We start from the raw sequence: 25,536 nt of genomic DNA, 5'->3' as shown, positions 1-25,536 counted from the left end.
CGGCGGCCACCGGCACGGGCCGGTGTTACCGTGCGTAGGTTCCGACCAACTCGGTCTGCTCCAGCGCATGCTTCTGGGCTTCCTTCCAGACGAGCTGCACGCCCGCCTGTCCCGGCACACTGAGGCTCGGCACGTCGAGCGCGGCCAGCCGGAAATGATAATGATGGACGCCATGTCCCACCGGTGGCTGCGGGCCATCGTAATAGGCATTGCCGAAATCGTTGGTGCCTTGCCTGAGTGCCGACGGGCCTGGCTTGCCGTCTTGCGCCTCGGCAAGCTCGCCGGCATCGGGCGGGATATTGAACACCGCCCAATGCCCGAAAACCCCGCTCGGCGCGTCGGGATCCTGCACGACAAGAACAAGGCTCTTGGTACCGTCCGGGACACCGGACCATTTTAGCGGTGGTGAGACGTTCTGGCCGTCGCGGGTATGCCTTTCAGGGATTTTCCCGCCCGCCGGGAACGCAGGACTGATAAGGGTGAGTGGCATTTCCATCTCCCCAAGAAACGAGACCAACTGTATCTGGCGCTATTTCACGCCGCTTGCTGAGCTGCCGCGACGCGCCTGATTTCTGCCGGCAAGGATTCCCAAACCTTGATCATCTGCCCCTCTCCCACGTGGTGAGCGAGCACCTTGGATACGACCCTGAATGCATCCTTGGAATCGACCGGTCGGGTGAATTCCAACTCCGCCTTGATTTTGGCCAGGAACTCGTCGAGCGACCGCAACTTCTCGGGAGTCGTGGAGGGCTGATATTGGTCGTAATAGGCGCCGCGCACGAGGATCGGCAGCTGCGAGCCGAGGTGGGCGGCAAGATCCGGCTGCATGCGGTCTCGCAAGGCGTGGAGCACCGCTCCAAGCACATGCCATGCGACCTGCCGATCCGGTCCGATCTCGGTCATGATCTCGTCGAGCCAGATGTTTGTTGTCTGCAGCGTCTTGTCGAATACGTCGAGTCCGGTGGCGCTCATCGGAAGCCTCCTTTCAACAGGTTGAATGACTCTTGGACGAAACGGCCTTGGTCGGCTGTTGTTCCCGTCCCTAAAGGCCGCCTCTCGCGAAAGCGTGTGATCTATTCGGCCAAGTTTACGCTCGCCAAGCTTAACGCGTTTCCATCGAGAGTTGGCCCGTCAAGATTTGGCCGTGGCCACGGCAACGAAAAGAGATTGCCCTTGCCTGCTGATGCGGAACAACATCGGCTTGTTCAGCTGGCGGGATTTCGCCCACTCCTCTTGGATGTCCGACGGCTGTGTCACATCCCGGTTGTTGGCCGAGACGATCACATCGCCAGGCTGAACGCCGTTTTCGGCGGCGAGGCTGTTTGGAGCCACTTCCTGGACGAACACGCCTGTAGTATCCGGCTGGAGTCCGAGCTGCTGGCGTGCCTCATCCGGGATTGGGCTGAGCGACAATCCAAGACGCGTGTCGGCCGTTTCCGACTTCGGAACGGCGCTGGTCTGTTGCTCCTCATCGTTGCGTTGTCCGATGGTCAGAGCTATTTCCTGTTGGCTGCCTCCGCGGTTCCGTGTCAGCGTCGTTTTTGTTCCCGGCTTTTGGCTCGCAGCCGCGAGCGTCAGATCATGGACGCTCTGGATGTCCTTGCCGTTAAAGCGTGTGATCACGTCTCCCGCCTGTATGCCTGCCTGCTCTGCCGGACTGCCGGGTTCGACCGAGGCGACCAGCGCTCCCTTGCTGCCGGGTATTCCAAGCGCCTCGGCAATCGACGGGGTGATCTCCTGGAGACGCACCCCGATGAAACCGCGCTCGATCCGGCCAGTGCGGATCAACTGGTCGACGACGTTCCGGGCGGTGCGGGATGGTACCGCAAAGCCAATCCCTATGCTGCCACCTGTGGGAGATACGATGGCCGTATTGACCCCGATCACTTCGCCGCGAGCATTGAACAGCGGGCCGCCGGAATTGCCGCGATTGATTGAGGCGTCGGTCTGGAGAAAGTCGTCGTAAGGACCGGCATTGATGTCGCGCGAACGGGCCGAAAGCACGCCGACGGTAACGGTCCCGCCGAGCCCGAACGGACTGCCGATAGCGATCGTCCATGCGCCGGGTTGTACTGCATCGGAGTCACCCCAGGCGGTCGTTGTCATATTGGACCGCGGATCGATCTTCAGCACCGCGAGGTCGGTTGCCGGATCGCGGCCGACGAGCTGTGCAGGCAACGTCTCCTTGTCGGAGAATACGACATGAATTTCGCTTGCATCGGCAACGACATGGTTGTTGGTGACGATGTACCCCTCGGGGCTGATCACAAAGCCGGAACCAAGGGCCTCTCGCACCTGCGGTTGCGCCGGTCCGAGGCCGGGACTGCCGAAAGGACTAAGAAAGTCGCCCAGCGTCGCCTGGTCCTGGATGATCTGTTTGGTCGTTATTGCGACCACGGCCGGAATTTTCTCGCGCACGATCGCCGTGAAGTCGTTTGGGATTTCCTGAGCTGCGAGCGGAGCAAAGCCGCCGGCCGAGAGCATCAGAGTTCCGGCGATCAGCCCGGCGCAAAGTCTTTTGTTCAATACCGGTAACATGGCCTGCGACTCCTCCAGCGTTCAGTGATCAAGCATGCGACCGCTCCAGCATGAGCCAGCGGTTCACCAGCGGATTACGACAACCCTGTCGTTCCCGTTGGCGAGTTCGACAGCTTCGGTGCCGTCCGGTTTCCGGCTTTCGATCCGGGCACCTTCTACTGTTTCTATGCCGGCAATGTTGGCCGCAAAGGCCTCGTCAATCTCGGCGGCACAGACGAGGGTATCCGGGGGCAGATCCTTCACTTGGTCCATAAACTCGCGAAGCTTCATGGCGAACCTCCTTGGCACAGGCCCGGATTCTTTCAGCCGCACATTCCAACCATGTGCCTCCAGAAAAGTTCCCAGACGCGATTGCGGGCATGTCACAGGGACGAGATTCCGCCAACGATGCATCGGTGGTGGCATGGATCAGGGGCGCGGGCCGTGTTCACATGAATCGAGAGCTTCCTGCCTCCGACAAGGGACCCGGCAATGAGCCTTCGTCCGGCCGCCCTGAATGCAAGGCGTCGGCTCGATCAACACTGCGGCGCCGGCGATGCCACCAGCCTTTTGCCGGCCAGCCGCTAACGAGAACGATCAAGACTTGTCGTCACCGTTCTGGGCTGGCCTCAATGCACAAGCCTTGCCCTCAGCCATGCCAGAAATCTGTTCCCGGTAATCGTCCGGCGGACTCTGGCGGCAGCCCATCGCGCTTGCATCGTAGCACCAACGTGACAGTGACAGACGATGTTGTGCAACTGCCAGTCACTTAGCTCGAAGAAGCGCTTTGCCTCACCGTAGGTATCATCTTTCAGACCCATGGCGCGCAGCACCGGATCCTCATAGGCAACGGTGATCGGCGACCCCGCGCCACGCGCTACGTCACGAGCTTCAGGACTGAGATATTCGGTGCCTGAAAGGGCTCCGAGGCAACGCCGTGGATTTTGTTCGAGAAGCTCTGCCCAACGCTCGATCCGTTGCGCCCGAGTCATGGTCGGGTATGTCGCCGAGGGCTCAACTTTCGCAACTGTCTGCAGTTGGTCGAGTGTTTGGTGTTTCATGGTCGGCTCCTTTCAACAGGTGGAAGTGCCCACGCCCTAACAGAAGATTATTGCGCTGCGGCGCGCCGACAAGGCCGGAATTGGCAATGTCAGGAGTTTGCCCCTCGCCCGGTTCGGATCAGGAACCTTCCCGGGGGCCTGCTTGTTTTGGCTAGTGAAAGGAGACGGTCATGAGCACAAAACCACCACCCGTTCCGACGGAGAACCAGAGCCCAAAGGGTCCGGGCGACAAGAAGTCGGTTCCTGTCGACCAGACGCAGCACAGCCATTCCGCCCCAAATCCTGACAAACAGGGCCAGCAGGGCAACACGAAGGTCAACACGAAGGTCAATACGACCCATCAAGGCTATCAGCAGGACCGCTAGGTGATTTCATGTCCACGTCGAAGAAGACCCGCGCCAGTATTCGCCATGGCGGTCCTGGCGCATCGCACGAAAACGCCAAGGAGCCGCTGGTGATAGAAAAGCCGCCAGCCGATTCCGATCTGCGCAGCCGCAGCAAGATCTCAGGCGGCGGAGGCGAACGCGACAGCCACCATACTCATGAGCCCGAAAAGAAGGGCGGCGGCACCCGACCGGCAAACAAAGGGCGGTAGAGTGGCTGTGGCCTACTTTGGCCTACCGCCGCAACTTCCGACTGCGTCAGGCATTTTTGCTGTGATCGCCGTTCCTCCAGGCGGTCCGAGGCTGAGAAAGCCTGTCGCCCGCGGGCTCCCGGCCGGCGGGCTGTCTCGTCAGCCTACCGGCTTTTCCCGCTAGACGAGCGACAGCGATGCTACTTCCGGTGGAACAGGAAGCCCCCTCTGGGAGTTCATACCGTCATCAACAGGCGCATGGACGTGCCCTTGTACGGCGCGGCAGCGCACGAATGGGAGAACCACCATGAGCCTCGGAACCATACTCATCATCATTTTGATCCTTATCTTGCTCGGCGGGTTCAGCGGCTTGGGTGGTGGACCGTTCTACGGCACCGGCTATTATGGAGGCGGCGGCCTCGGTCTCGTGCTGCTGATCGTTATTATCCTGGTCCTTCTCGGGCGCATTTAGTACACGATTAGGCGGACAATTTTGGCGATGATCCTGTGTCGGCCTGATGCCTTGCCCAGGAATGTCGCCGCGACTGCGGGCAAAGGGGGCCGCACGTGATTGTCCGGACGGAACCGAAACCGCTCAAGGGCATTATAGCCGCTCAGAAATCCACGAGAATGGCGCCATAAGTGAACTTCGTTGAACAAGCCGATGTCGGCCTCGGAGTTCCGGGCATTCCCACTGCCGATCTGATGCAGGCACTGCCGGTCGCCATCTACACCGTCGACGGGCAGGGACACATCACCTTCTTCAACGAAGCCGCAGCTGAGCTCTGGGGCAATCGTCCTGTTATCGGTCGGGACCTATGGTGCGGCTCGTGGAAGCTTCGTCATCTGGACGGTCGGGATATGGCGCATGGCGAGTGTCCGATGGCGGTGGCGCTGCGCGAAGGGCGGGATGTCTCCTGGGACCAGGCGATTGCGGAGCGGCCGGATGGCGAACTGGTCCCATTCGGGGCTCACCCACGCCTGCTTCGCGACGAAGCGGGCAATGTAGTCGGTGCCATCAACACGCTGCTCGACCTGCGCACGCAGACGCTGGGCGATGAAGCCCGCATGCGTCTTGCCGCCATTGTCGAGTCGTCGATGGACGCCATCGTCTCGAAGGACATGAATGGCATCATTACCAGCTGGAACGATGCTGCAGAACGCCTGTTCGGCTACACGCCTGCCGAGGCGATCGGCCGGCCAGTGACGATGCTCATTCCGCCTGACCGTCTCGACGAGGAAGTCTCGATCATCAGTCGCATCCGCGCCGGCGAACGCGTCCCCTCCTATGAGACGATGCGCCTGCGCAAGGACGGCACGCTCGTTTCGGTCTCGCTCACCGTCTCACCGATCCGCGACGGGATCGGGCGGGTCGTCGGCGCCTCCAAGATCGCGCGCGACATCAGTTCCCACAAGGAGAACGAACGGCGCATCCGACTGCTCATGCGCGAGGTCAACCATCGGGTGAAGAACCAGTATTCGGTCATCATCTCGATGATCCGCGAGACAAGCAAGCTTACGAGCACACCTGAGGCTTTCCTCGGGCAAGTTCGAGAGCGCATCCTGGCGCTTTCGGAATCCCATGATCTCCTGGTCAATGCCGAATGGCGCGGCGCGACGGTCGGCGAGCTCATCCAGGCACAGCTCAAGGCGTTCGCAGCGCAGTCCCGCGTGTCGATGGCCGGGCCACTGGTGGTACTGCAGCCGAACGCCGTCCAGTATCTCGGCATAGCCTTTCACGAACTCGCCACCAATTCGGCAAAACATGGAGCGCTGTCGTGCAACGGCGGACGCATCGAGATCGATTGGCACGTGGTCCCTGCGGGCGAAGGCGCTGAGACCTTTCGACTGGTCTGGCGTGAGTTGGACGGGCCAATCCTGGACGCTGTCAGGGGGCGCGGTTTCGGACTGGTCGTGCTCGAGCGGGTGGCGCCGCAGGCTCTCAGCGGCAGCGGGCGGCTGGAGTTCCACGCCCGAGGCATCACCTGGACGCTCGAGGCGCCGCTGCATTTCGTCCAGACATCACTGGCCGAAATCGCGGCCGATTGAAGGAATTTCGCCGCGCTCGTGACGTGAAGCCGAGCCCTTCCCCGCGACCGGCTGTGTTCGGCCAGACCTATTGCGTTTGGTCCGGCGGGCGGAAATAAGGCGAAACAGCCCTGTCCTCCAGAACATCGACGTCGCCTCTTCCAGGCAGGGCATCGCAGCCAAGCGAGTGCCGATCGAAGTTACCTGGTTCAAACACGGTCAGGTTGTCGAATTCCATGGCCGCCCCGTAGAACTGGGCGGCTTGCAACACCAAGCATTCGACGTCTTCAAGCGCAACGTTTTCTGCGAGATTTCGCAGCCGCACAGCCTCGGCCACCGCAGTGACATTGATTATCCCCTTGCACCGGGCGGCGGTCCAAACTTGCAGGTTAACGTCGTGACACAAATGGGCCGAATAACCGTCTCTCATGGAAAACCCTTCCTTTCAGGAGCGGTTTGTCCCTCAAGATCAGCATGTGCCATAGCAGCTCGAATGACAAGCGTAATCCATCAAACAACACACAAGATCAACAAGTTAGCATACCGCTCAGGCTACACGATCGACGCTTGACGGTAACTGTGAGCCTTTCACGCCGATGGCCAATGAGCCGGTCTTGACGGCTGGCGAGGCTTTTCCTACTTCTTAGACAAATACTAACTTTGAGCGGCTGGAGGGCAGAAATGGCCGAGCTGGAAAGACCCGAACGACTGCAGATCATGCTAACCTCGGAGGAATTGGCTGCTTTGGAAAACTGGCGCTTCGAAAGGCGCATGCCAAGCCGGTCTGCGGCCGTGAGGGAGTTGCTGCGGCGCGGTCTCCACGCGGACGGATTTTTGACAGCGGCACAAGGTGCCAAGTCGCAGGATTTTGGAATTCTGCCCAGTTCCGGCATTGTCGATGGAGCGTCCCGCGACCAGGGCGGCAGCAAGCTGTAAGGCTGCCCTCGCGGCGCTGGAGATGGTTCGGCGCCGAAGCCTTGCCCATTCTGTGGAACTTCAGGCAATCGTCGCGCGTTCGGTGAGGCATGTTGTGGACCGGAACAAGGCCGGTTGCAGCATCACACAGGCCAGCAAGGATCGAGGCAGTGAGCTTCCTTTACCGCGCGGCAAAAATCGCCGAGCAAGCTCATGCGGGGCAGACCGACAAAACCGGACAGCCCTATATCGAGCATTGCCGCCGGGTCGTTGATGCCGTCGAAACGCTCGACCAGAAGGCCGTTGCCTACCTCCACGACGTTGTTGAGAAAAGCGACGATTGGGATCGCGAGCGGCTCGAGGCGGCTGGTTTCGGAACATCCATCGTAACGGCCGTCGATGCGATGACACGCAGGCCGGACGAGGACGACCTCGCTTCCGTGCGCAGAGCAGCAGCCAACCCATTGGCGCTGCCGGTCAAGCGCGCCGATCTTACCGACAATTTATGGCAGGCACAGCAGATTGGCGCGTCGACATCGAAATATGAAGACGGACTGCGGATCCTCGACGAAGAATTCTCCTGATGACGAAGGATTGTCGCCTGTGGCGTGATCGGCCGATGTGCGACCTTCATGCGAGGCTCTATTCGGGGATGTGAGGCGTATGTCGCTTGTCCTCGGCAGGATCGGCATCGATCCGCGCCTTGCTGGGATCGAAGGCGCCATGGCGGGCGATGGCCAATGCCGGCGTGTCGGGCGTCTCGTAGGCCCACATGAAGTCGTCGGCCGCTCCGCCGACCGCGTGGACCCGCCAGTAACTGGCCGTGCCCTTCAGCGGGGAGTGGGTTGTGGTGTTGGTCTTCTCCAGAAGGTCGAAATAGATATCCTCGAACGGGATATAGACGACCGGATCTTGCCCCTCTTCATGGAGCACTTTTGCCCGCTCTGTCGAGGCAATGATCGCGTCGGAGAACCTGACCGTCACGGTTCCATTGAACGGGGCAATCGTCAGCGCGCCGGGACGGCTGGTGGAATTTGCGGCTAAGGGCTGCATTCGACTTCTCCGTTGGCTGCCGATCTCATGGAACGTCGTATCGCCCATCAGGGTTCCAGCCGCGAGACGCTCATTGGAGCGGCGACACCGGGGAGCCGGCGACATCGGGTGGTTAAAGACAACCGCAAGATGCCCGCGACGCGGGCGCTCCCAGCCTTCCGGCTCCAGGTGAAAAACCTCCCGCGAGGCATTCAGATTCAAGGGAACGTTACCGCCGAAGAGTTCGTTTCCTAGATTGAAACCGGAACCGGCGGCGGGGCTTCGCAAGTTAAGGGAGATTGCCATGAAGGTCGGCAACTGCATGACGAGGAATGTACAGGTCGCTAACCCCGAACAGTCGATCCGCGAAGTGGCTGAGAACATGGGCAGGCTCGACGCTGGAGTGATGCCCGTTGACGACCACGACCGGCTGGTCGGAATGATCACCGATCGGGATATCGCGATCCGCGGCGTAGCATTGGGTAAGGGACCTGACACGAAGGTGCGTGATGTCATGAGCCCGGAGGTCAAATATTGCTTCGATGACGAAGACGTCGAGCATGTTCTTGAAAACATGGGCGACCTGCAGGTACGTCGGCTCCCGGTTCTGAACCGCGACAAGAGGCTCGTCGGCATCATCTCGCTTGGCGATCTCGCGACGAATGGCGAAGCGGCAGAAGCGGGCGAAGCTTTAAGCGACATCTCGAAGCCGGGCGGCGAGCATTCCCAGACTGCTCACTGACTAACGCCGCGACATGTCGGCGCAAGGTCAACATCACTCGTTTCGCGGTGCGTCGGCTAACGCCGGCGCCCCGCCGGAGCCTTCTGCGATGTTCTTCGGCAAAGGTTCAGGAGCATCCATGACAACGATCCGAAGCACCGTGTCCTTCAGCGCCGAAAAAAGCGCGACAGGGCGAAATCATCGTGCAGGCGCGGACGCGTCAGATCACGCGCCGAGACGTTCACCCGGATGTCGTGTCGTGATAAGCTGTTCTTGCGACGGGACCGCGCGACACCGAGGCGGGCATCTCGCGGCCGGGCAGCCCTTAGTCGCAGACGATGAGCTTGAGCACCTGATGTTCTCGAACGATTGCAAGCGTCCTGCCAACGCCTGTTGCGAAGGTGGGACCTGTTGCCAAGGTGGGGCCTCTTGCGAAGGTCAGGCCTCTCGGAGTGGACGGATTTGGGTTGGTCGCTGAACCTCGGGACGATCGCCGGCACCACCGTGCGCGTTCACTTTACCTTCCTGCTTCTGCTCGTCTGGATCTGGCTGACGCACTATCAGATCGGCGGCACGCCAGCGGCCTGGCATGGCGTTGCCTTCATCATTGCGGTTTTTGCCTGCGTGGTCCTGCATGAGTTCGGCCACATCGCCGCTGCGCGGTATTTCGGCATCAACACGCCGGACATTACGCTTTTCCCGATCGGCGGCGTCGCCAGGCTCGAACGCATGCCCGAAGAGCCGGGGCAGGAGTTCGTGATCGCGGTCGCGGGGCCGCTGGTCAATGTCGCGATCGCCGCACTGATCTTCGTCCTGCTCGGCGGGTCGGCGGGCGTCGAACAGATGGCCGGGATCGAGGATCCGCGCATGAGTTTTCTCGCCAGGCTTGCCGGGGTCAACGTCTTCCTGGTCATCTTCAATATGATCCCAGCCTTCCCGATGGATGGTGGCCGTATCCTGCGCGCCGCACTCGCCGCCCGCCTGTCGTGGTCGCGCGCGACCCAGATCGCAGCCACGATCGGGCAAGGATTGGCCTTCGTCTTCGGTTTCGTTGGGCTGTTCTACAATCCGCTGCTGATCTTCATCGGCATCTTCGTCTATCTCGCCGCGGCAGCGGAAGCGCAAAACGCACAGATCCGGGAGGTAGCCACAAGCGTCCTTGTCGCGGATGTGATGATCACCGAGTTCGCCCGGCTGGAACGGTCGGCGACGCTCGACCAGGCAATCGAGATGCTGCTCGCGACGACGCAGCACGAATTCCCTGTCGTCGACTCCGCTGGCCATCTTGAAGGATTGGTGACACGCAACGACATGATCCGGACATTGAAGGAAAAGGGACCCGCCGCACCGGTCGCGAGCGCAATGCGGCACGATATCCCGAAAATACATTACCGCAAAAGTCTCGAGGAAAGCCTGCGGCTGATGCAGCAGGCAGATGTGCCTGCTGTAGCCGTCGTCGACAGTTCCGACCGGTTGGTCGGGCTCATGACACACGAAACCATAGGCGAGATGCTCATGATCCGCTCGGCCGTGTCGGATGCCTTCCGATTTGGTCGTTTGCGTGGGGCCAAGCCACGATTCACACGGATCTGAGCACGAGGATTCTTTTCACTGCCGGATCGGGTGAGTGCGCTCTAAATCGTAGCGGAGCGATAAGCAGAAATCGGCCGGAACGAAGGTCGTCCCGGCCCTTTTTTCTGTGCCTCAAGCGCCCCCGACATGAGGCAGAAGTTCAAGCGCACCGCGATAGATCATGTCGCCAGCGACGTAGAGGATGACCACCAGGCCGACATAGGCAATCCAACGGTGCTTCTGAAGCAGATTGGCAATGAGGTTTGCAGCGACGCCCATCAGCGCTACGGAGAGGACAAGGCCGAAGATCAGCACGTTCGGATGTTCGCGCGCAGCACCGGCTACCGCCAGAACATTGTCGAGTGACATGGAGACGTCGGCGATGATGATCTGCCAGGTTGCCTGGGCCAGGGTCTTGCGCGGAGCCTTGCCAGCTACGACGCCATCGTAGTCGACATCACTCTCCGAAAGCGCTTCGATCGCCTGTGTTTCCTGCGCATGGTTTTGCCGGAGTTCGCGCCACATCTTCCAGCAGACCCACAACAGCAAAAGACCGCCGGCGAACAGCAGCCCGACGATCTGCAGGAGCTGGGTTGTCGCGGCCGCAAAGCCGATGCGCAGAACGGCCGCTGCGATTATGCCAACGACGATTGCGTTTCTGCGCTGCTCTTTGGGTAGTCCGGCCGCGGCAAGGCCGATAACGATGGCATTGTCGCCGGCCAGCACCAGGTCGATCATGATGACCTGCATGAGAGCGGTCATTGCTTCGGGACTGAAAAAATCTGTCATACGGCACCCTTGCGTTCAGCTAGGGGTGACGCGGCTTGCGAGTATAACCGTAGAGCAACGCGGACACCGCGTATGACAAGAGAAATGCCGCTACAGCTGAAGAAAACTCAAAGCCAGGCCACCCGGATTGGAATTCCAGTCCGACATCGCAGTCCTGAAGGACTGCCAGAGGGGCCCGGCCTGGTAGCACCTAGCTATTGCCCCAAGCGCAAAAACTCAAGGCTTAATTGTGATCCGCATATGCGGCATCGCTCGGCAAGCTGGTTAAGCCAGGTCGATCGGCCACGCGGCCATTGAACGGGTCGGCAGCCGCAAGTAAGGTTGATACAGTGGGCTTCGGTCAATTTCTCCAACACCCGATCTGTGACCGTCGATGGCGATGAAGGGAATTCCGTCTTGGCTGCTCATCGGCGACCGATCGGCCAATATCTGTTCCCAATCGGCTCCTTGGGCCTGGCCGCACTCATTCATTTCGGCGCCGCGTCGATCGAGCATTCGCCGCTCTCGATCAAGACCCTTGCGTTGATCGTCGTCGCTATCTTCATCTTCGCGACAGTGTTTGTGGTTTTGCATCATGCAGAAGCCGTCGCACTGCGGCTCGGTGAACCATATGGCACGCTGCTGTTGACATTTTCGGTGACGGCCATCGAAGCATCGGTCATCGTTTCGATGATGCTGCACGGCGAGAACAACCCGACGCTGGCACGCGAATCCGTGTTTTCGACGGTCATGATCGTTTGCGCTGGCGTCGTCGGGGTCTGCCTCACCCTGGGTGGGCTGAAGCATCGATATCAGGACATCAAACGACAGGGCACCAACGCCTCGCTTGCCGTCATTATGGCGCTGACAGTTCTTACGCTGATCCTTCCAAACTACACGCTTGCAACAAGCCCCGGTACGTTCTCCGCCTCGCAGCTCGCTTTCGTGAGCGTTCTTTCAATCCTTCTCTATGGTGCCTTCGTCTTTGCCCAGATGGTGCGTCATAGGGGCGATTTTATCGAAGACCTGACGTCCAGCGCGGAACATGACAAGCATGTATCTGAGGGTGGGAGAGTGACCACCAATGTGCTCCTCTTATTTGTCGGACTGGCAGGGATCGTTCTTCTGACCGAGCAGGTGGCCGGCAGCATCGAGAATGGGCTCGAGTTTCTTCATATTACCCAGGCGGACGCCATCGTGGGCTTCTTCGTCGCTGCGCTTGTGCTTATGCCGGAGGCGGTATCGGCGGTTCGGGCAGCGCTCAATAACGAGCTTCAGCGAGGGCTGAATGTCGCCCTCGGCTCGGCCTGCGCCACAATCGGCCTGACAATCCCGGCGATCGGTGCGGCGAGCCTGCTCACCGGACGAAGCCTGACTCTTGGTCTGGGTCCGGGGGATACCGTGCTTCTCCTCCTCGCGCTTGCCATCAGCATCGTGAGCTTTGGGACGGGCCGAACAACGATGCTGACGGGGCTCGTTCATCTCGTCGTGTTTGTCGCCTATCTGTTCCTTATCTTCGTGCCGTAGGTGATCGCCCGCCGTCTTCGGCCATCGCTGCGTTCTGTCGATTTGCGGCGCACATGCCTAGCCTGCAATTACTGGACCTTCGAGCGTAGGCGATCCGTCACGAACTCCATCAACACCACGATGGCGAAGATCACGAGAATGATGGTCGAGGCATTCCTGTATTGGAAAAGATCGAACGCGACCTTCAGCTCCTGGCCGATGCCACCGGCTCCAACGAGGCCGAGAACAACTGATGAGCGCACTGCCTTTTCAAGCGCGAAGAGCGTGGTGTTTATCAGGGACGGCATGGCGTCAGGCAGTACTGCCCCGCACAGAACAGAGAATCGTCCGGCGCCGATTGCAAACAGCGCTTCCTGAGGTCTTTCGTCGGCATCCTCCATCGCCTCGGCGAAGAAGCGCCCGCAAAAGCCAATCGTATCGATGACGATGGTCATGGTGCCGGCAACCGCCCCGAGACCAACGGCTGACACGAAAAGTAGTGCCCAGACCAAATCTGGAACAGTCCTGAACAACGAGACCAGCATCCTGGAGATATGCCGGAACGGGCCGATCGGGGTTATGTCCTTGGCCGAGAACCAGGCAAACGGCAAGCTGAGGACGACACCTATTGCTGTCCCCACGAGCGCTATCTGAAACGTTTCGACCATGCGCCAGAAAACCCTCAGGAGGAACCCTGGCTCGACATTTGGGGGTATCATGCGGCCGACGAGATGGACCATTCGGGGCACCCCGCCTGCCAGTTGTTCCGGCGAAGGTGCGACCTGCCCGGCGGAAACGATCACGAGAGCGGCCAAAGCGACGGCAAAGCTGAAAGTGACGGGCGAGATCGATGGAATCCGGCTCGGCGAAAGGCGGTCATGCATCGAAGACGTCTTTCAGATCAGCGCGGGTCACCTGCGCCGTCGGTCGGTCGAAGAAGACCTTGCCCGCCTTGAGCGCTATCAAGCGGTCGGAGTAGTCGAGAGCATGTTCCATGTCGTGCGTGGTGTAGACCAAAGTGATCGCCTGATCCTGGGTCAGCTCGGAGAAGACGCGCATCACATCATGTCCAGCCGCCGGGTCGAGACTTGCCGCCGGTTCGTCTGCTATCAAAAGCTTCGGACGCCGGATCAACGCACGGGCAATCGCCACCCGCTGCGCCTGCCCTCCAGAAAGCGCGTCGGCGCGGGCGCCCGCCTTGCCGAGAAGCCGCACTTCGGCGAGGGCCTGCATTGCTTCCTCGCGCCAGTGTTGCTTTGCGATGGAATGGTGCCAGCCGCGCCAGCCGCCGGGCAGCCCGAGCTTGCCCTGCAAAACGTTTGTAAGAACCGATTGGCGGCTGACCAGTCCGTGGTGCTGGAAGACAAATCCGATCTGCCTGCGAATGCGCCGCAGCTGGGCGACGGACGGCGCCGAGCGGAAGCTCTCGCCGAGGGTGACGACCTCGCCACCGCTCGACGGTAGAAGGCCAATGAGGCATTTGAGCAGGGTGGATTTTCCAGCACCGTTCGAGCCAATCAGGGCAACCCGTTCGCGCGATGCTATGGTGAGGCCGATACTGGAGAAAATGACCTTTCCGTTCGCATAGCTCTTCGCAAGATCGTGCGCCCGAATGATGGCTGTCATAGTGACCTCTTGGCCGAGACCGAACTGCGAAACAGACCGGCGGTTAGCCGCCGGCCTTGTCGCTGAAAAGGAGCGAGCCTCAGTTTACGAAGTCGGTGAGGGTCTCGATTCCGATCGTGCGGTACATCGAGCGGACATAGTCGTAGTCCGAGTCCCTGACATCAGTCAGGAAGAAACCGCCCTTGAATTTCTGGTTGTCCTCGCCGGTCAGGATCGCTTTCATCAGCTCATTGCCATTCTTCGCAAAGGCATCGCGGATCTTGACGAACACGTCATCTGAAATGTCCTTGCGGGCGACAAGAATGTCGTTCGGCAGATCGCGGCCCCGTGCGATGACCGAGAAGGCAACGCCGGGGAATGCTTCCCGGACCGAGTTGAGATAGCCGAAATTCAAGCCGATAGCGGCGATGTCGCCGCGGATGAGAGCCTCAGCCGCGATGTTGCGCGATATGATTACCGGTTCGTAATCGGTGGCATATTTCAGGTTGAAATCGGCCAGCGCCTGCGCGGGGCCGAGGTGCTGGGAGGTCGAGCCGACCGAGCCGAATGCGACCTTCTTGCCCTTCAAGTCTTCGGCCGAGCGGATCGGTCCATTCGCCAGCACGGCGATCTGAGCGAAATAGTCGGGGCGCTGCCAGGCGACAACAATCTTCGGCTGGCTTAATTCCTTCATGACGACGTATTCTGCAGGACCGGTCAGGACAAGATCGACCTGCCCGGAATTCATCGCCTCGACTGCGGTGGTCCGCGAACTGACCGGAAACAGCTCGACATCCAGGCCGGTCGCCTCCTCAAGAGCGGTCTGGAAAGCACCGAATTCCTGCTGAAGAGCCTCCAGTCCCTCCATGTCGGTTACCGCGAATTTCACTGGCTCCGCAAACACTGGAACGGCGGAGGCAAGCGTCAGGGCGAGTGCGGTTGCGATGCTGCGGATCATCGTTTTTTCCTTTGCTGTATAGACAGGAAACTGTTACCCGCTAATCCGTATACGCAGCAGATGACGTGCTCGTGACATTTCGCCGGCGCCACCGGCAGCCTTTGCTTTTTGAGGGATACAGTGAACTGGCACATCCAGGGTGGTCGCATCCTTACCGAACGGGGACTTGAAACCGCGGACCTGAGCGTCACCGGCGGCGCCCTGTCAGAGCTGCGAGCGGCCCATGCCTCCACAATCGATGCCGATGGTCTGCTCGTGCTTCCGGGGATCGTCGATATCCACGGCGACGGCTTCGAGCGCCAGATCATGCCGCGGCCCGGTGTCCGCTTCGACACCGCGCTGGCGCTGAAAGATACGGACCGCCAGCTTGTCGCCAATGGCGTAACCACGGCCTTTCACGGCGTCACGGTGTCGTGGGAGCCTGGACTTCGCTCGCTCGACGCTGCCAAACAGCTGATCGGCGCGGTCTGCGATCTCCGCGATAGCCTTGGCTGCGATACGCGTCTGCATCTGCGCTGGGAGACCTTCGCGCTTGATCAGATGGCGCAGGTCGTACAATGGCTCTCGCTTTCGCCACGGCCGATCATCGCCGTCAACGATCATACCACGGGGTCGGTGCTGAACGGCACGATTGCCCGCAAGATCGGTCAGATGGCGGAGCGGTCTGGCTTGAGCCGCGAGCAATACATGACGTTGCTCGGCCAGATTTGGTCCCGCCGCGCCGAGGTTGAGATCGCGATCGGGAAGCTGGCCGCAACTGCGCGGGCCAATGGCAATGTGCTTCTTGCCCATGACGAAGCGTCTCCCGAGGAACGCATGTATTTTCGCGCCCTCGGCGCAAAGGCCTCGGAATTTCCGCTAACGCTCGAAACGGCCAAGGCCGCGCGGCAAATGGGCGAGGACGTGATCCTCGGCGCGCCCAACGTCGTGCGCGGCGGCAGCCATAATGGAGCGCTGAATGCCACCGAGGCCGTCAGAGCCGGACTTTGCACGGTGCTGACCAGCGATTACCACTACCCTTCGCCTCTGCATGCGGCCTTCAGACTGTCTTCGCCAGACGCCGGCGACTTCCCCTCGATCTGGAATCTGGTTTCGGCAAACCCGGCCCGGGTGGCCGGCCTCGACGATCGCGGCTCGCTTGTTGCCGGCCGCCGGGCGGATCTGATCCTGGTCGATGCTGGCGATCCAGAGCATCCGCGTGTGGTGGCCACCATGGTCCATGGACAAATTGTCTATAGCTCCGGGCTCTCCCGCACAGACCGACGGTCTGCACAGCGGTCGCCGGTGGATAAGGTTTCATGAACTTGGACACGAAAATTTCAACACCACACGAGCGCAATGGCAATCGCCTTCTGGCCTTTGACGGGCTGGTCTTTCGGCCTCGCAGCGATACGCCGATCTGGCAGCAGATCTACGATCACATCTTCGATCTGATCGAGAGCGGCAGTCTTGCGCCGGGCAGCCAGCTTCCCGGAGAAACGCATCTGGCAGAGAAACTCGCGGTCACCCGCATTACGCTTCGCCGGGCGCTGCAGCAGTTACAGCATGAGGGCCACCTCACCGCCCGCAAGGGCGTCGGTATCTTCGTGCGAAACCTGCCCTCGACATTCACTGTTCGCGACGGACAGCGCTTTCTCGACAATTTCGAAGCCCACGGCCAGGAAATCGGCACCAATACGCTGCTGATCGTCCGGGAACCGGCCGAAGCGGCCGTGGCGGAACGGTTGCGTCTCGCACCTGACACCACCATTATCCGGCTGTGCCGGATCAGAACGTCGGACAAGCAGCCGGTTTACGTCAATACCAAGTTCTTTCCGGCGCATCTCTTCCCCGACTTCGAGCAGAGATACGATGTGCGTCAGTCGGTGACCGATGTTTTCCGCGCGCATGGCATCGACAACTACCGGCGGGCCGAGACGCGCATCAGTGGCGGCTTTGCATCCCCCGATGAAGCGGAAATCCTGCGGCTGACGCCCGGAACGCCAGTATTCCGGATCAATGCTGTCAACGAGGACCGCAACGGCGTACCAATCGAATGGACCCGCGGCTGCTGGCCGCTGACATCCGTCGAATTCGTCTTCTGATTATGGCGCATGTTCGTCTTCACGTGGTCCGATCGCAAAACCATGCGGTCGCGATGCAGAGCGCGGCCCACAGAAAGCGGGAGTCACTCACTCGCCTTCAGCTATGGCAATCCAGCTGCCAAAGGCTCATTGGCGTATCCTTGCCGCGAGCGCCCGCTATATGAGGTCCTCGAGAAATTCTGAACCCGGCTTCACACTCGACAGGAACAGGCGATCCCGTGCCCGGGTCGCAGCCACATAGAGAAGCTGCCGTTCGGTGGCGATGACTTCGTCCAGCTCGAACTCGTCGGCGACGTCCGCCACTCGGGCCGCAAGCGGCAGAATGCCTTCGTCACAGGCGACGACGAGCACCGCCCTGAACTCCAGGCCCTTGGCGAGATGCATGGCGCCGACTAGGGCGGCCGTGTCATCGCCGGGCTTTTGAGATGACACGGTGCGGTAAGGCAGTCCGGCGGCCTTGGCAACCGCTCGGGCGCGCGGAATCTCGGGGGCGGAACGGACGAAAATGGCGATCTGGTCGGGCGGGATGCCGTCTTCGAGCAAGGCGCGGATGAAGGCAGCGGCAGCGTCGCGCTCCGCGGCCTCGTCGTCGGCGATCACCACCGTCGGCTCGATCCCCTCGAAGACCGAGACCGCACCGCGCCGATCGTCCTCTAGCCCATCAACGTCACGGATAGTTTTGGGAAGCAGGCGGTCGGCCATTTGCCTGATCTGCTGGGAGGTGCGGTAGTTCACCTTCAGCGTGATGGAGCGGCCGCGCACGTCGATACCAAGCCCCTTCCAGGAGAAGGGCTGCTGGAAGATGCGCTGGCCGATGTCGCCGGCGAAGAAGAGCGCATCGAGGTTGTCGGGCGCGATGGCCGCGAGCAAGCGCAGTTCCGGAACGCCGAGATCTTGCGCCTCGTCGACCACAATATGCGAGAACGGCTTTTCGGCACGCGCCGCATATGTCCGTGTCACGCTGTCGAACAGCGAAGCCGGCGTGAACAGGGCCTTCTGTCGAAGCGCCTCGCGCACGCGCGAAAACACCTGCCACAGCGCCTCGCGCTGCTTTTGCCCCAGGCGGTTCTTGCGGCCCATGCGCGGCACCTCGGCATAGGCTTCGGCGCGGTCGATTCGCCAGGCGTCGATGACGTTTTCCCATTCGGAGATCAGGAAGCGCGGCGAGAAGCCGTGCACGCCTGCATCGTTCGCCGCCCTCTCGATCAGTCCGCGGACCGTCTCGCGGTCGGCGATATGCGCCTTTCGCCCCGTCGTCAGCCCGAACAGTTCCTCGGCGATCCTGCGGAAGGAGGCGACGGTGACACGGCCCTCCTGATCGTCGCGGCCACCCGCAAGCACGGCGAGCTTGCGCTTCAGCGCATCCGCCAGCGGATCGGAGAACGTCGTCAGCAGCACGCGCGCGTCCTGATCGAGGCGAAGGATGCGCATGACGCGGTGCAGTGCCACCACCGTCTTGCCCGTTCCCGCGGAGCCGGCAACCCGCGCGGGCCCGGAGTAGTCGCGCTCGACCACGCCGCGCTGCAGAGGATGCAGGAACACCGCCCATTTCTCGAACGGCGCGTCGAGTGCTGCCTGAAGTTCGGCCATCCCTTCCAGCACCCGGAACCGACGCATCGTGTCGGGATGCTCAAGCGGGTCTTCGACCGGGGCGGCGGCGGGTTTCAGGATTCCCGTGGCGGCGTATTCGAGCAGCGCCTCTCCCGCTTCCTGAGGCAGGTGCGTGGCCAGGGTGAAGAAGCTGTCCTCGGTTGCCCCGGCGACGTCGGCCAACCAGTCCTGCGGCACGCCGACGGAGAGAAGATCGTCCGGCGTCAGCCTTGCGAATAGCGGCGGCGCGGGGATGCTCTCCGGAGCGACATCAAACGGGAGGTCGGCCTGGATAGGTTGGGATGCAGGCTGCAGCGCCACTTCCTCGACGCGCTCGCGCACCTCGACAATCTGGATGGCGCCGGTCGATGGATGCGTCTCGATGCGGCGTCTTTCCGCCCATTTGTAGGCGTCGTCGTGATGGTCGACATAGGCCAGCATTACGCTGCCGCCGGTCTTGTGGATGATGATGCGCAGGTCCCGGTTGACCCGCACCGACCAGAAGTTCGGGTCCTTTGACTTGTCGATGCGGTGGAACTGCAAGCCCGGCTGGTCCGGGTTGGCCTGCAGGTCGAACGCCGTCAGCTTCGCCTGCTTCTGCTCGTCATTGGCGAGTTTTGCGAGGGAGGCTGTGAAACTGTCGGCGAGGATGGTGGGCAAAATTAGATGTCCCGAAATTCCGTAGATCCAGGCTGATCGAGAAGGTTCGCTATGCCACCTCCACGTCTTCTTACATAAACCTTGAAGCCAAGTTGCTTGACGAGTCCGGGTGCGACCCGACCTAGGGTTTCGGCGACCGCCCTGATTACTCGGCCCTCGGCGTCACCATCCCACTTCATGAGCTCATTGAAAAACAGTAGATCGAGAGCCGAGGACTCGATCCAGTCGACCTCTTCCGTGTAACCAGCAATCCAGTTCACGCCGATGTCCTCTGCGTACAAGAAGTCAGCAAGGCGATCAGTTGTAAACAAGCATGAACCGAGATGGACGCCTTTTAACCTCGACTGTGGCGTCTCGCGGATCTGAATGAACGCATCCCGCAAGGAGCGGCGTGAGAAAGTCTCTCCGTTGATGAGATGCAAGCCGTCCCAATTACCATGGGTAGCAATGTAAAGATACCGACATTCTCTGTAGCTACCAATACGGGGGATGGCCTCTTTCATTGCTGATCGGCTATTCGCCATTTCATAGTGATAGGCGTTTGGATTCTCGCAGGCGATATTCGCTATTAGATCGAACAAACCTCGCACTGATACATTCGATTTTCGCCACCAGTTACTCTCGAGTACCGCGATCCTTGTATGGTCCATCCAGATACAATCCCCCTTATCAGCTGCTCAGAACGAGTTGTCAGCGTGTGGATGGATCATGCCCGGAGAAGTCCCTCTGTCAGCCACTTGTCGGAGTCGGGATAGCGCGTGCCGAGGAGGTAGAGCCCGCTGTGCACGTCAAGGAGATCCCATCCGGCGCATCCTTTGGCAAGGTCCTCCATCAGCCCAGTGTTGGCATGAATTGCCCCGGGTTCGAAGGACTCGTCATCGAGTTCGCTTCCTTCCGGCTTCCTCGGCAGAACATGGGTGTGATGCAGAATCGAAAGAGCCGCGTGGATCGGCCCGCCCGGGGGAAGCATCACCTCGGCAGTTGTCATGGCGCTTTTGAGCGCATCGTCAGACATAAGCGCCACCATGAACATCGCGGTCGCATTCCAGCTGCCGATGTATTTCGGTCTGTCTTTTGACAGAATGCGCCCAAGCCATCGCTCCTGCGCCGATCGCATCCCCTTTAGGCTTGTAGGCAGGGTCGTGGGGAAGGCAATGGTGGAGAAGATTTGATAGCCGCCTTTGAGCGACTGCTCGACAGGCAACGCGCCACGTTCATAGTGATATGCTCGGGCGATCTTCAGATCGTGGTCATTCAGGTTCTCGAGGCAATTCACCGCTGCTACGAGATAGTCGTCGTTCAACATCGCCAGGTGGCCCCAAGCGACGCCAACCGCGAAGCAGACGTGCCAAGGGTTGCGGCCCGAACAGATATCAAGTGCGTGGTCGATCTCCTCCTTCGCCAGCTTGTTCAGTTGTTGACCGCTTTCCTTGAGAAGTTCCTGAAGACGGGTTCGCGCGGGCCCTCCCTTGATGCCGCCGCCCTTGGCGCAGAGTTCTGCAAATATCCGCTGCGTGTGATTGAGAGGCTTCGGAAGCGAAAACTTGGCCATGTGGCTACACCCCAAAAACCTTGAGCACTTCATCGCCAAAATGGTTGATCACCTTGACCGCGATCCGCCCGGTGCTCGGCCTTGGAAACGGCCGTGACGTGTCGGAGTAGAGCGTCGACCAGGCGTCCTCGTCGATCTCGGCCTTGAGTGCTGTCTTAAGCGACTTGTAGGGATCATTGGCGCCGAGGAAATAGGCGTGGCGGACGAAGAAGCTTTCTTCGTTGTAGTCGGTGTCGATGAACCAAGCGGCGATGCCCTTGACGTCGTCGGAGCGGATTTCTCCCGTCGAGGGGTCAAAGATGTCGACGCCGTTGACCTTCACCTGAAGCTCGCCTTGCGCCGTCTCGATCAGGTCGACGTCGGGCTCGCCGAAGACGACGAACAGGTTGCCCTTGCCGGTGTTCTTCAGATCCTCGGCCATGTGCAGGTCAGGGTTCATGCGGGCTTTCAGAATCGCCAGCGGCCCGAGCCGGTTCAGGTCGCTCGCCTGGGCCTCGAAGTTGAAGGCGCAGGCGATCAGCGCGTCGAAGCGGGCGTCGGAGGCCTCGCGGGCGGCGGCGGTGATCTGGCTGCGCGTCAGCGTTCCGAATTCCGGGCCGATCAGGATGCCGGCGCGCTTCTCGCGGCCGTCGCCGTCGTTGTAGCGGCCTTCGGCGGCAAGAAAATTGCCTGGCCAGGGCTCGACCGAGTTGAAGCGGATCGTGTCGCGCTTCTCCTGCTGGTGCACGCCGGCGGAGCGCAGATGGTCGAGCACCATCTGGCCGAAATCCAGCTCGGGCACGTTCTTCGGCGCGGGCTGCATCGTGCCCTCGCCCGCCGAAATCTCCGCGCCCAGCGTGTCGTCGCGCGCGGTGACGACGCGGTGCGGCGACAGGCTTTCCACCGTGAACGGCCCGGCGACGCGCACTTTTGTCCGGTCCTCGTAGGGGCGATCGAAAAGCATCTCGACATCGGCCGCCTTGGCGATCGAGGCGTCGATATCCTTCTGCCGGGCGATCCGGCCTTCCCACCAGCCCTTGTGCAACTCGCGCACGCGGGCGCTGACAAGGCCGGCCTTCGGAGCGCCGTCCTTCGTCTCCAGCCACTGGTCGAGGTCGCGCGGGATTTCCCATTGCTCGAAGGAGGTATGTAGCTTCTCGTTCATCTCCCACCGCAGCGGCTCCAGCACCGCCTGCCACTTCTCCCAGATGACATCGATCTCGGCGTTCTTTCCTATGCCTCCAAGCATTACGTGTGCCGCGCGATCGTAGACGAAGCCCTGTCGAACGTCGCCGGCGGTTGACGTCTGTGGCTGGATCCTGCCGGAAACCTCCTGCTCCTTCGCGCGGCCTTCGGGGCTGTCGGCGAGTAAATAATAGGGATAGCGCGCTACCATGAGCCGCGTGCGGGCAAGCGCCAGCGCGACGCGGGAGGTGTCGATGGTGATCCAGCGCCGGCCCCATTGCTCAGCTACGGCAGCCGTCGTGCCGGAACCGCAGGTTGGATCAAGCACAAGATCGCCTGGGTCCGAAGCAAGAAGGATGCACCGTTCGATGACCTTATCCTGTGTTTGGACTACGTAGATCCGCTCTGATGCCTTACCCGAGGTATCAGCCCAAACATTGGTTATTCGTCGAAGCGGCCAATCACTGTGATATCTCTTGAACCAAGGCCGCCCGCCGCGAACCTCCATGCGGCCGGCACGAGCCAAAACGCCCAAACCCGATATTGTGGTTTTCCAATGAGTATTCGCTCGTGGTCGATAAGTCTCTCCGTTATAGCCAAACGTGGTAACTTCCTTCGAAGCACCCGAAGAGAACATATCAGTTAACTGGTATACCGATGAATTGGGTGGCAATATTCCCGGATCAGATTTCTCCGAGGGCGACAGCGGCCTATCTCGATTGTCGATCGTGACTCCCCACGATCCACCTTTCGTTTCACTCGTCCATTCTTTAAGAACTTTCTCGTCGAATATCTGCCTGAACTTCACTCGTGATATGTCTTTGGCGTACCACAAGACATAGTATAGATTATTGTCGAGAAGTTCACGCGGTGTTGTTGTTTTGTAAATCGATATCTGAGATACAAAATTCTTCTCGTTAAAAACTTCGTCCAGAATGCTCCTTACCTTGTGAACGTTCTCCTCGCCAATCTGCAAGAAGATCGAACCGCTGTCTGAAAGCAATTCCCGCGCAACTGAAAGCCGATCCCGTAGATAGGTGAGGTAGGAATGGATGCCGTCCTTCCAGGTGTCGCGGAAAGCCTTCACCTGCTCTGGCTCACGAGAAACCCCTTCACGCTTGCGATCGTCGATATCGCGCGACAGAGTTGAAACCTGCCAGTTCGAGCTGAACTTGATGCCATAGGGCGGGTCGAAATACATGCACTGGACCTTGCCCCGCATTGCCTCGCGCTCGGCCAGGCTCGCCATCACCTGCAGCGAGTCGCCAAGGACAAAACGGTTCGTCCAGTGCTGGGAGTGCTGATAAAACTCGGCCCGCGCTTCCGGGTCGGTCAGCCCGTTGAAATCGGCGAACAGATCGGGCGCATCCGTTTCAGCCGCCCGTTTCGCGCTGGTGCTGCGCTTCAACTCGTCGATGATCGCCTTCGGGTGCACCTTCTCCTGCACATAGATCGGCGGCGCGTTGACCACGAGGTCGGACCAGTCCTGCGTGTCCTTGCCCTTCCAGACGAGCTGCGCGGCGCCGATCTCGATCTCGCCGGTCTCGGCGAGTTTTCGCATCTGCTCCCGGGTGATTTTTATCCGCGCGCCGTTCCAGACGATCTGCGGGTCGAGGTCGCCGTCGCGGTCGCGCGTCTCGCCGCGAGCCAGCGGCCGCGGGCGTGGCAGGCTCATGGAGCGCTCGCTCTCGCCCAGCATCTCCGCCTGCTGCTCGAACAGCGAGGCCATCTCGGCGGTCGGGTTGTTGATGCGCCGCGCCTGGTCGTGGGTGAGCGCGTCGATCGCCTTCTGTATCGGCGTTTTGACCATCAGGATTTCTCGTCTTTTATGTCGAAGGCATGCTCGGGGAAAGCATAACGGCCGCGAAGGTAGCTCGCCCAGGCATCGTCAGCCGGCGCATCGGCGATCAGCGGCGAGAACAGAAATTCCGTCGAGCGGCTGATGAAGTCGTCGGGTTCGACCAGCAGCGCGCGGTAAACCTTGAAGGCGTTGTCGCCAAGCGGACGCAACGCGGGCGAAGTAACGCGGGTCAGCCGCCGGTTCGCAGCGGGCGCGATATGGAGCACGCGGACGCGCTCGGCCCCGTCCTCTTGCTCGGCTTGCATGCGAGACGCCAGCATCTGCTGGCGGAAAAGCTGATAGAATGGCTCCCAGAACAGGTCGGTCAGCTTTAGGCCAGCATCGCTGCGGACAGGGCCGAACGGCGCGAATGCGATGCTCTGGTATCGGCGAAGACGCTCCGCCTCGCGCTTCGGTTCGGGCGGCGTCCCGTAGGATTCCGTGTACTTCCACTCGACCAGCAAGGTTTCGATCCGCCCAGCCTGACGGAAGCGCAGGATCGCATCGGCGCTGGTGACATTGGCGCCGCGCTTCGGCACGCCGGTTCGCGGCCATTCGTTTAAGTAGTCCTTGCGGCCGATCCATTCGAACCCGACGAACCACGGTTCGCCGTCGGGTCCTTTCTCGACCTCCAGCATTTCGGGAAGGTCGCCGCCGACCGCCTGCTGGACGAGGCGCGCCAACATCTCCGGGCGCGTCGCGAGAGGCATCAGGAAATTCAGGCAGCAGACCTGCGACGAGAGGCCATGGGCCGCGTGCTGGTGCCAGGCGACGGCATTGTCGGAGAAATAGCGCGCGGCAATGTCGCGGATCTCAGGATTGAGGTTGGAAAGCCTGTTGGCGGGTGCGAGGCGGTAGTCGCAGCCTTCAAACCCGCACTCGTCGGGCAAGGTCGCGAGGAAGAACGCCGACTGGCGCGCGCGCTCCTGCTGGACGAAGTGCGGCTCGCGTGGGTCGGTCATGCAGTGGTCCCGCCCAACGTCTGACCCAAGGCCTTTTCATAGCGCTGCGATGTCTCCCACAGGAAATCGGCTGCCTGATCCCAGTTGCCTTCGTCGTTCATGTCGAGATCGAGCCTGCTCGAGAAGAACCTGTCGCTCTCGCCCGGGCTTTTCAGCGGAGCGCCAAGTGCTGGAACCAGTTCGTCCTGCCAGTGTGCCAGGCGCTCGCGCAATTTCGACGCTTTCCCACCGTCCGTCGTCCGGACGAACACGCGAACGAAATCGATGCCGGTAGTGATGCTGATCGCCAGACCCAGTTCCGGCATGGCATGCCAGCGCGCGCCGACAGGCTGCGCCTTGCCATGCAGCATCTCGCCCTTGTGACGGCCGAACATATACAACCAGAAGCGCTTGATCACGTCCGTCTTAAGGTCGTTGTAGATCATCG

Annotated in this window: 28 protein-coding genes; 11 read left to right on the top strand and 17 right to left on the bottom strand. The window is 60.7% G+C overall.

All coding sequences use genetic code 11. From position 1 onward, the window contains the following. Positions 1-25 precede the first annotated feature (25 nt). The 5 genes from AC0L2R_RS14060 to AC0L2R_RS14040 all read right to left on the bottom strand — a co-directional run bounded on the left by AC0L2R_RS14060 (position 26) and on the right by AC0L2R_RS14040 (position 3,578). Positions 26-490, bottom strand: coding sequence for a YbhB/YbcL family Raf kinase inhibitor-like protein (locus AC0L2R_RS14060; protein WP_473509617.1), 465 nt, complete (start codon positions 488-490; stop codon positions 26-28). 44 nt (positions 491-534) lie between these two features. Next, positions 535-972, bottom strand: a complete 438-nt coding sequence (locus AC0L2R_RS14055) for a DUF2267 domain-containing protein (RefSeq protein ID WP_091590070.1) — start codon at positions 970-972, stop codon at positions 535-537. Positions 973-1,131: 159 nt separating this feature from the next. Continuing rightward, the gene (locus AC0L2R_RS14050) at positions 1,132-2,484 is read right to left on the bottom strand and encodes a Do family serine endopeptidase (protein WP_473509615.1); all 1,353 of its coding nucleotides are present in this window, start codon (positions 2,482-2,484) and stop codon (positions 1,132-1,134) included. Positions 2,485-2,601: 117 nt separating this feature from the next. After that, positions 2,602-2,808, bottom strand: a complete 207-nt coding sequence (locus AC0L2R_RS14045) for a sugar phosphorylase (protein WP_473509613.1) — start codon at positions 2,806-2,808, stop codon at positions 2,602-2,604. 338 nt (positions 2,809-3,146) lie between these two features. Continuing rightward, positions 3,147-3,578, bottom strand: coding sequence for a hypothetical protein (locus AC0L2R_RS14040; RefSeq protein WP_473509612.1), 432 nt, complete (start codon positions 3,576-3,578; stop codon positions 3,147-3,149). A 170-nt stretch (positions 3,579-3,748) separates the two neighbouring features. Between AC0L2R_RS14040 and AC0L2R_RS14035 the strand changes: the two genes are divergently transcribed. The 4 genes from AC0L2R_RS14035 to AC0L2R_RS14020 all read left to right on the top strand — a co-directional run bounded on the left by AC0L2R_RS14035 (position 3,749) and on the right by AC0L2R_RS14020 (position 6,201). Next, entirely contained in the window at positions 3,749-3,943 is a 195-nt protein-coding gene (locus tag AC0L2R_RS14035; RefSeq protein ID WP_473509610.1) for a hypothetical protein, read from the top strand. A gap of 8 nt (positions 3,944-3,951) precedes the next feature. Further along, complete coding sequence (locus AC0L2R_RS14030) at positions 3,952-4,173, top strand: hypothetical protein (protein ID WP_473509609.1); 222 nt, start codon at positions 3,952-3,954, stop codon at positions 4,171-4,173. Positions 4,174-4,459: 286 nt separating this feature from the next. Continuing rightward, positions 4,460-4,624: a DUF3309 family protein gene (locus tag AC0L2R_RS14025; RefSeq protein WP_023799553.1), complete on the top strand. Its 165-nt coding sequence runs from the start codon at positions 4,460-4,462 to the stop codon at positions 4,622-4,624. A gap of 170 nt (positions 4,625-4,794) precedes the next feature. Further along, positions 4,795-6,201, top strand: a complete 1,407-nt coding sequence (locus AC0L2R_RS14020; protein ID WP_473509607.1) for a PAS domain S-box protein — start codon at positions 4,795-4,797, stop codon at positions 6,199-6,201. A 67-nt stretch (positions 6,202-6,268) separates the two neighbouring features. Here AC0L2R_RS14020 and AC0L2R_RS14015 read toward each other — a convergent pair whose 3' ends face one another. Continuing rightward, complete coding sequence (locus AC0L2R_RS14015) at positions 6,269-6,610, bottom strand: hypothetical protein (RefSeq protein WP_473509605.1); 342 nt, start codon at positions 6,608-6,610, stop codon at positions 6,269-6,271. A 251-nt stretch (positions 6,611-6,861) separates the two neighbouring features. On the opposite strand from AC0L2R_RS14015, the gene AC0L2R_RS14010 reads away from it, so the two are divergent. Both AC0L2R_RS14010 and AC0L2R_RS14005 read left to right on the top strand, forming a co-directional pair. Next, positions 6,862-7,116, top strand: coding sequence for a hypothetical protein (locus AC0L2R_RS14010; protein ID WP_023799556.1), 255 nt, complete (start codon positions 6,862-6,864; stop codon positions 7,114-7,116). 149 nt (positions 7,117-7,265) lie between these two features. Beyond that, the gene (locus AC0L2R_RS14005) at positions 7,266-7,679 is read left to right on the top strand and encodes an HD domain-containing protein (protein ID WP_473509603.1); all 414 of its coding nucleotides are present in this window, start codon (positions 7,266-7,268) and stop codon (positions 7,677-7,679) included. Positions 7,680-7,737: 58 nt separating this feature from the next. On the opposite strand, the gene AC0L2R_RS14000 is transcribed toward AC0L2R_RS14005, so the two are convergent. After that, positions 7,738-8,148 carry a DUF427 domain-containing protein gene (locus AC0L2R_RS14000; protein WP_473509741.1) on the bottom strand — a complete coding sequence of 137 codons (411 nt, stop codon included), beginning with the start codon at positions 8,146-8,148 and terminating at the stop codon, positions 7,738-7,740. Positions 8,149-8,431: 283 nt separating this feature from the next. Between AC0L2R_RS14000 and AC0L2R_RS13995 the strand changes: the two genes are divergently transcribed. Beyond that, positions 8,432-8,869: a CBS domain-containing protein gene (locus AC0L2R_RS13995; RefSeq protein ID WP_473509601.1), complete on the top strand. Its 438-nt coding sequence runs from the start codon at positions 8,432-8,434 to the stop codon at positions 8,867-8,869. Between the two features lie 441 nt (positions 8,870-9,310). Then, positions 9,311-10,441, top strand: a complete 1,131-nt coding sequence (locus AC0L2R_RS13990; RefSeq protein ID WP_473509599.1) for a site-2 protease family protein — start codon at positions 9,311-9,313, stop codon at positions 10,439-10,441. Between the two features lie 111 nt (positions 10,442-10,552). Here AC0L2R_RS13990 and AC0L2R_RS13985 read toward each other — a convergent pair whose 3' ends face one another. Next, positions 10,553-11,209 carry a TerC family protein gene (locus AC0L2R_RS13985; protein WP_473509597.1) on the bottom strand — a complete coding sequence of 219 codons (657 nt, stop codon included), beginning with the start codon at positions 11,207-11,209 and terminating at the stop codon, positions 10,553-10,555. A gap of 396 nt (positions 11,210-11,605) precedes the next feature. On the opposite strand from AC0L2R_RS13985, the gene AC0L2R_RS13980 reads away from it, so the two are divergent. After that, complete coding sequence (locus AC0L2R_RS13980) at positions 11,606-12,715, top strand: calcium:cation antiporter (RefSeq protein ID WP_473509595.1); 1,110 nt, start codon at positions 11,606-11,608, stop codon at positions 12,713-12,715. 68 nt (positions 12,716-12,783) lie between these two features. Here the strand turns inward: AC0L2R_RS13980 and phnE are convergent, their stop codons facing one another. The 3 genes from phnE to AC0L2R_RS13965 all read right to left on the bottom strand — a co-directional run bounded on the left by phnE (position 12,784) and on the right by AC0L2R_RS13965 (position 15,257). Then, positions 12,784-13,578, bottom strand: coding sequence for a phosphonate ABC transporter, permease protein PhnE (gene phnE, locus AC0L2R_RS13975; protein WP_473509593.1), 795 nt, complete (start codon positions 13,576-13,578; stop codon positions 12,784-12,786). Next, a complete protein-coding gene (locus tag AC0L2R_RS13970) occupies positions 13,571-14,320 on the bottom strand; it encodes a phosphonate ABC transporter ATP-binding protein (protein WP_473509592.1) in 750 nt (249 codons plus the stop codon). Before AC0L2R_RS13970 ends, phnE begins: the two co-directional genes overlap by 8 nt. Before the next feature lie 79 nt (positions 14,321-14,399). Then, positions 14,400-15,257, bottom strand: coding sequence for a PhnD/SsuA/transferrin family substrate-binding protein (locus AC0L2R_RS13965; protein ID WP_473509590.1), 858 nt, complete (start codon positions 15,255-15,257; stop codon positions 14,400-14,402). 120 nt (positions 15,258-15,377) lie between these two features. Between AC0L2R_RS13965 and AC0L2R_RS13960 the strand changes: the two genes are divergently transcribed. Then, positions 15,378-16,559 carry an alpha-D-ribose 1-methylphosphonate 5-triphosphate diphosphatase gene (locus AC0L2R_RS13960; RefSeq protein WP_473509589.1) on the top strand — a complete coding sequence of 394 codons (1,182 nt, stop codon included), beginning with the start codon at positions 15,378-15,380 and terminating at the stop codon, positions 16,557-16,559. Next, positions 16,556-17,341, top strand: a complete 786-nt coding sequence (gene phnF, locus AC0L2R_RS13955) for a phosphonate metabolism transcriptional regulator PhnF (protein ID WP_236378600.1) — start codon at positions 16,556-16,558, stop codon at positions 17,339-17,341. Before AC0L2R_RS13960 ends, phnF begins: the two co-directional genes overlap by 4 nt. Before the next feature lie 156 nt (positions 17,342-17,497). Here the strand turns inward: phnF and AC0L2R_RS13950 are convergent, their stop codons facing one another. Genes AC0L2R_RS13950 through AC0L2R_RS13925 form a run of 6 tightly spaced genes read right to left on the bottom strand, consistent with a single transcriptional unit; the run spans position 17,498 to position 25,534 of the window. Then, entirely contained in the window at positions 17,498-19,591 is a 2,094-nt protein-coding gene (locus AC0L2R_RS13950) for a 3'-5' exonuclease (RefSeq protein ID WP_473509587.1), read from the bottom strand. Between the two features lie 2 nt (positions 19,592-19,593). After that, positions 19,594-20,241, bottom strand: a complete 648-nt coding sequence (locus tag AC0L2R_RS13945) for a hypothetical protein (protein ID WP_473509586.1) — start codon at positions 20,239-20,241, stop codon at positions 19,594-19,596. Between the two features lie 56 nt (positions 20,242-20,297). Then, positions 20,298-21,143 (bottom strand): hypothetical protein, encoded by an 846-nt coding sequence (locus AC0L2R_RS13940; RefSeq protein ID WP_473509584.1) that lies wholly within the window; start codon positions 21,141-21,143, stop codon positions 20,298-20,300. A gap of 4 nt (positions 21,144-21,147) precedes the next feature. Then, complete coding sequence (locus AC0L2R_RS13935; RefSeq protein WP_473509582.1) at positions 21,148-24,117, bottom strand: site-specific DNA-methyltransferase; 2,970 nt, start codon at positions 24,115-24,117, stop codon at positions 21,148-21,150. After that, positions 24,117-25,109 carry a PGN_0703 family putative restriction endonuclease gene (locus AC0L2R_RS13930; protein ID WP_473509580.1) on the bottom strand — a complete coding sequence of 331 codons (993 nt, stop codon included), beginning with the start codon at positions 25,107-25,109 and terminating at the stop codon, positions 24,117-24,119. The genes AC0L2R_RS13935 and AC0L2R_RS13930 overlap by 1 nt, the downstream gene beginning before the upstream one ends. Continuing rightward, the gene (locus tag AC0L2R_RS13925; protein WP_473509578.1) at positions 25,106-25,534 is read right to left on the bottom strand and encodes a hypothetical protein; all 429 of its coding nucleotides are present in this window, start codon (positions 25,532-25,534) and stop codon (positions 25,106-25,108) included. The genes AC0L2R_RS13930 and AC0L2R_RS13925 overlap by 4 nt, the downstream gene beginning before the upstream one ends. Positions 25,535-25,536 lie beyond the last annotated feature (2 nt).

The organism is Mesorhizobium sp. WSM4820, assembly GCF_055811075.1.
Note: the sequence above shows the minus strand (reverse complement) of the source record. Positions and strands in the feature narration are given on the sequence as shown.

Coding starts and splice junctions, on each gene's coding strand:
- AC0L2R_RS14060 (WP_473509617.1), bottom strand. CDS start 490: ATGCCACTCACCCTTATCAGTCCTGCGTTCCCGGCGGGCGGGAAAATC.
- AC0L2R_RS14055 (WP_091590070.1), bottom strand. CDS start 972: ATGAGCGCCACCGGACTCGACGTATTCGACAAGACGCTGCAGACAACA.
- AC0L2R_RS14050 (WP_473509615.1), bottom strand. CDS start 2,484: ATGCTCTCGGCCGGCGGCTTTGCTCCGCTCGCAGCTCAGGAAATCCCA.
- AC0L2R_RS14045 (WP_473509613.1), bottom strand. CDS start 2,808: ATGAAGCTTCGCGAGTTTATGGACCAAGTGAAGGATCTGCCCCCGGAT.
- AC0L2R_RS14040 (WP_473509612.1), bottom strand. CDS start 3,578: ATGAAACACCAAACACTCGACCAACTGCAGACAGTTGCGAAAGTTGAG.
- AC0L2R_RS14035 (WP_473509610.1), top strand. CDS start 3,749: ATGAGCACAAAACCACCACCCGTTCCGACGGAGAACCAGAGCCCAAAG.
- AC0L2R_RS14030 (WP_473509609.1), top strand. CDS start 3,952: ATGTCCACGTCGAAGAAGACCCGCGCCAGTATTCGCCATGGCGGTCCT.
- AC0L2R_RS14025 (WP_023799553.1), top strand. CDS start 4,460: ATGAGCCTCGGAACCATACTCATCATCATTTTGATCCTTATCTTGCTC.
- AC0L2R_RS14015 (WP_473509605.1), bottom strand. CDS start 6,610: ATGAGAGACGGTTATTCGGCCCATTTGTGTCACGACGTTAACCTGCAA.
- AC0L2R_RS14010 (WP_023799556.1), top strand. CDS start 6,862: ATGGCCGAGCTGGAAAGACCCGAACGACTGCAGATCATGCTAACCTCG.
- AC0L2R_RS14000 (WP_473509741.1), bottom strand. CDS start 8,148: ATGCAGCCCTTAGCCGCAAATTCCACCAGCCGTCCCGGCGCGCTGACG.
- AC0L2R_RS13995 (WP_473509601.1), top strand. CDS start 8,432: ATGAAGGTCGGCAACTGCATGACGAGGAATGTACAGGTCGCTAACCCC.
- AC0L2R_RS13985 (WP_473509597.1), bottom strand. CDS start 11,209: ATGACAGATTTTTTCAGTCCCGAAGCAATGACCGCTCTCATGCAGGTC.
- phnE (WP_473509593.1), bottom strand. CDS start 13,578: ATGCATGACCGCCTTTCGCCGAGCCGGATTCCATCGATCTCGCCCGTC.
- AC0L2R_RS13970 (WP_473509592.1), bottom strand. CDS start 14,320: ATGACAGCCATCATTCGGGCGCACGATCTTGCGAAGAGCTATGCGAAC.
- AC0L2R_RS13965 (WP_473509590.1), bottom strand. CDS start 15,257: ATGATCCGCAGCATCGCAACCGCACTCGCCCTGACGCTTGCCTCCGCC.
- phnF (WP_236378600.1), top strand. CDS start 16,556: ATGAACTTGGACACGAAAATTTCAACACCACACGAGCGCAATGGCAAT.
- AC0L2R_RS13945 (WP_473509586.1), bottom strand. CDS start 20,241: ATGGACCATACAAGGATCGCGGTACTCGAGAGTAACTGGTGGCGAAAA.
- AC0L2R_RS13940 (WP_473509584.1), bottom strand. CDS start 21,143: ATGGCCAAGTTTTCGCTTCCGAAGCCTCTCAATCACACGCAGCGGATA.
- AC0L2R_RS13935 (WP_473509582.1), bottom strand. CDS start 24,117: ATGGTCAAAACGCCGATACAGAAGGCGATCGACGCGCTCACCCACGAC.
- AC0L2R_RS13930 (WP_473509580.1), bottom strand. CDS start 25,109: ATGACCGACCCACGCGAGCCGCACTTCGTCCAGCAGGAGCGCGCGCGC.
- AC0L2R_RS13925 (WP_473509578.1), bottom strand. CDS start 25,534: ATGATCTACAACGACCTTAAGACGGACGTGATCAAGCGCTTCTGGTTG.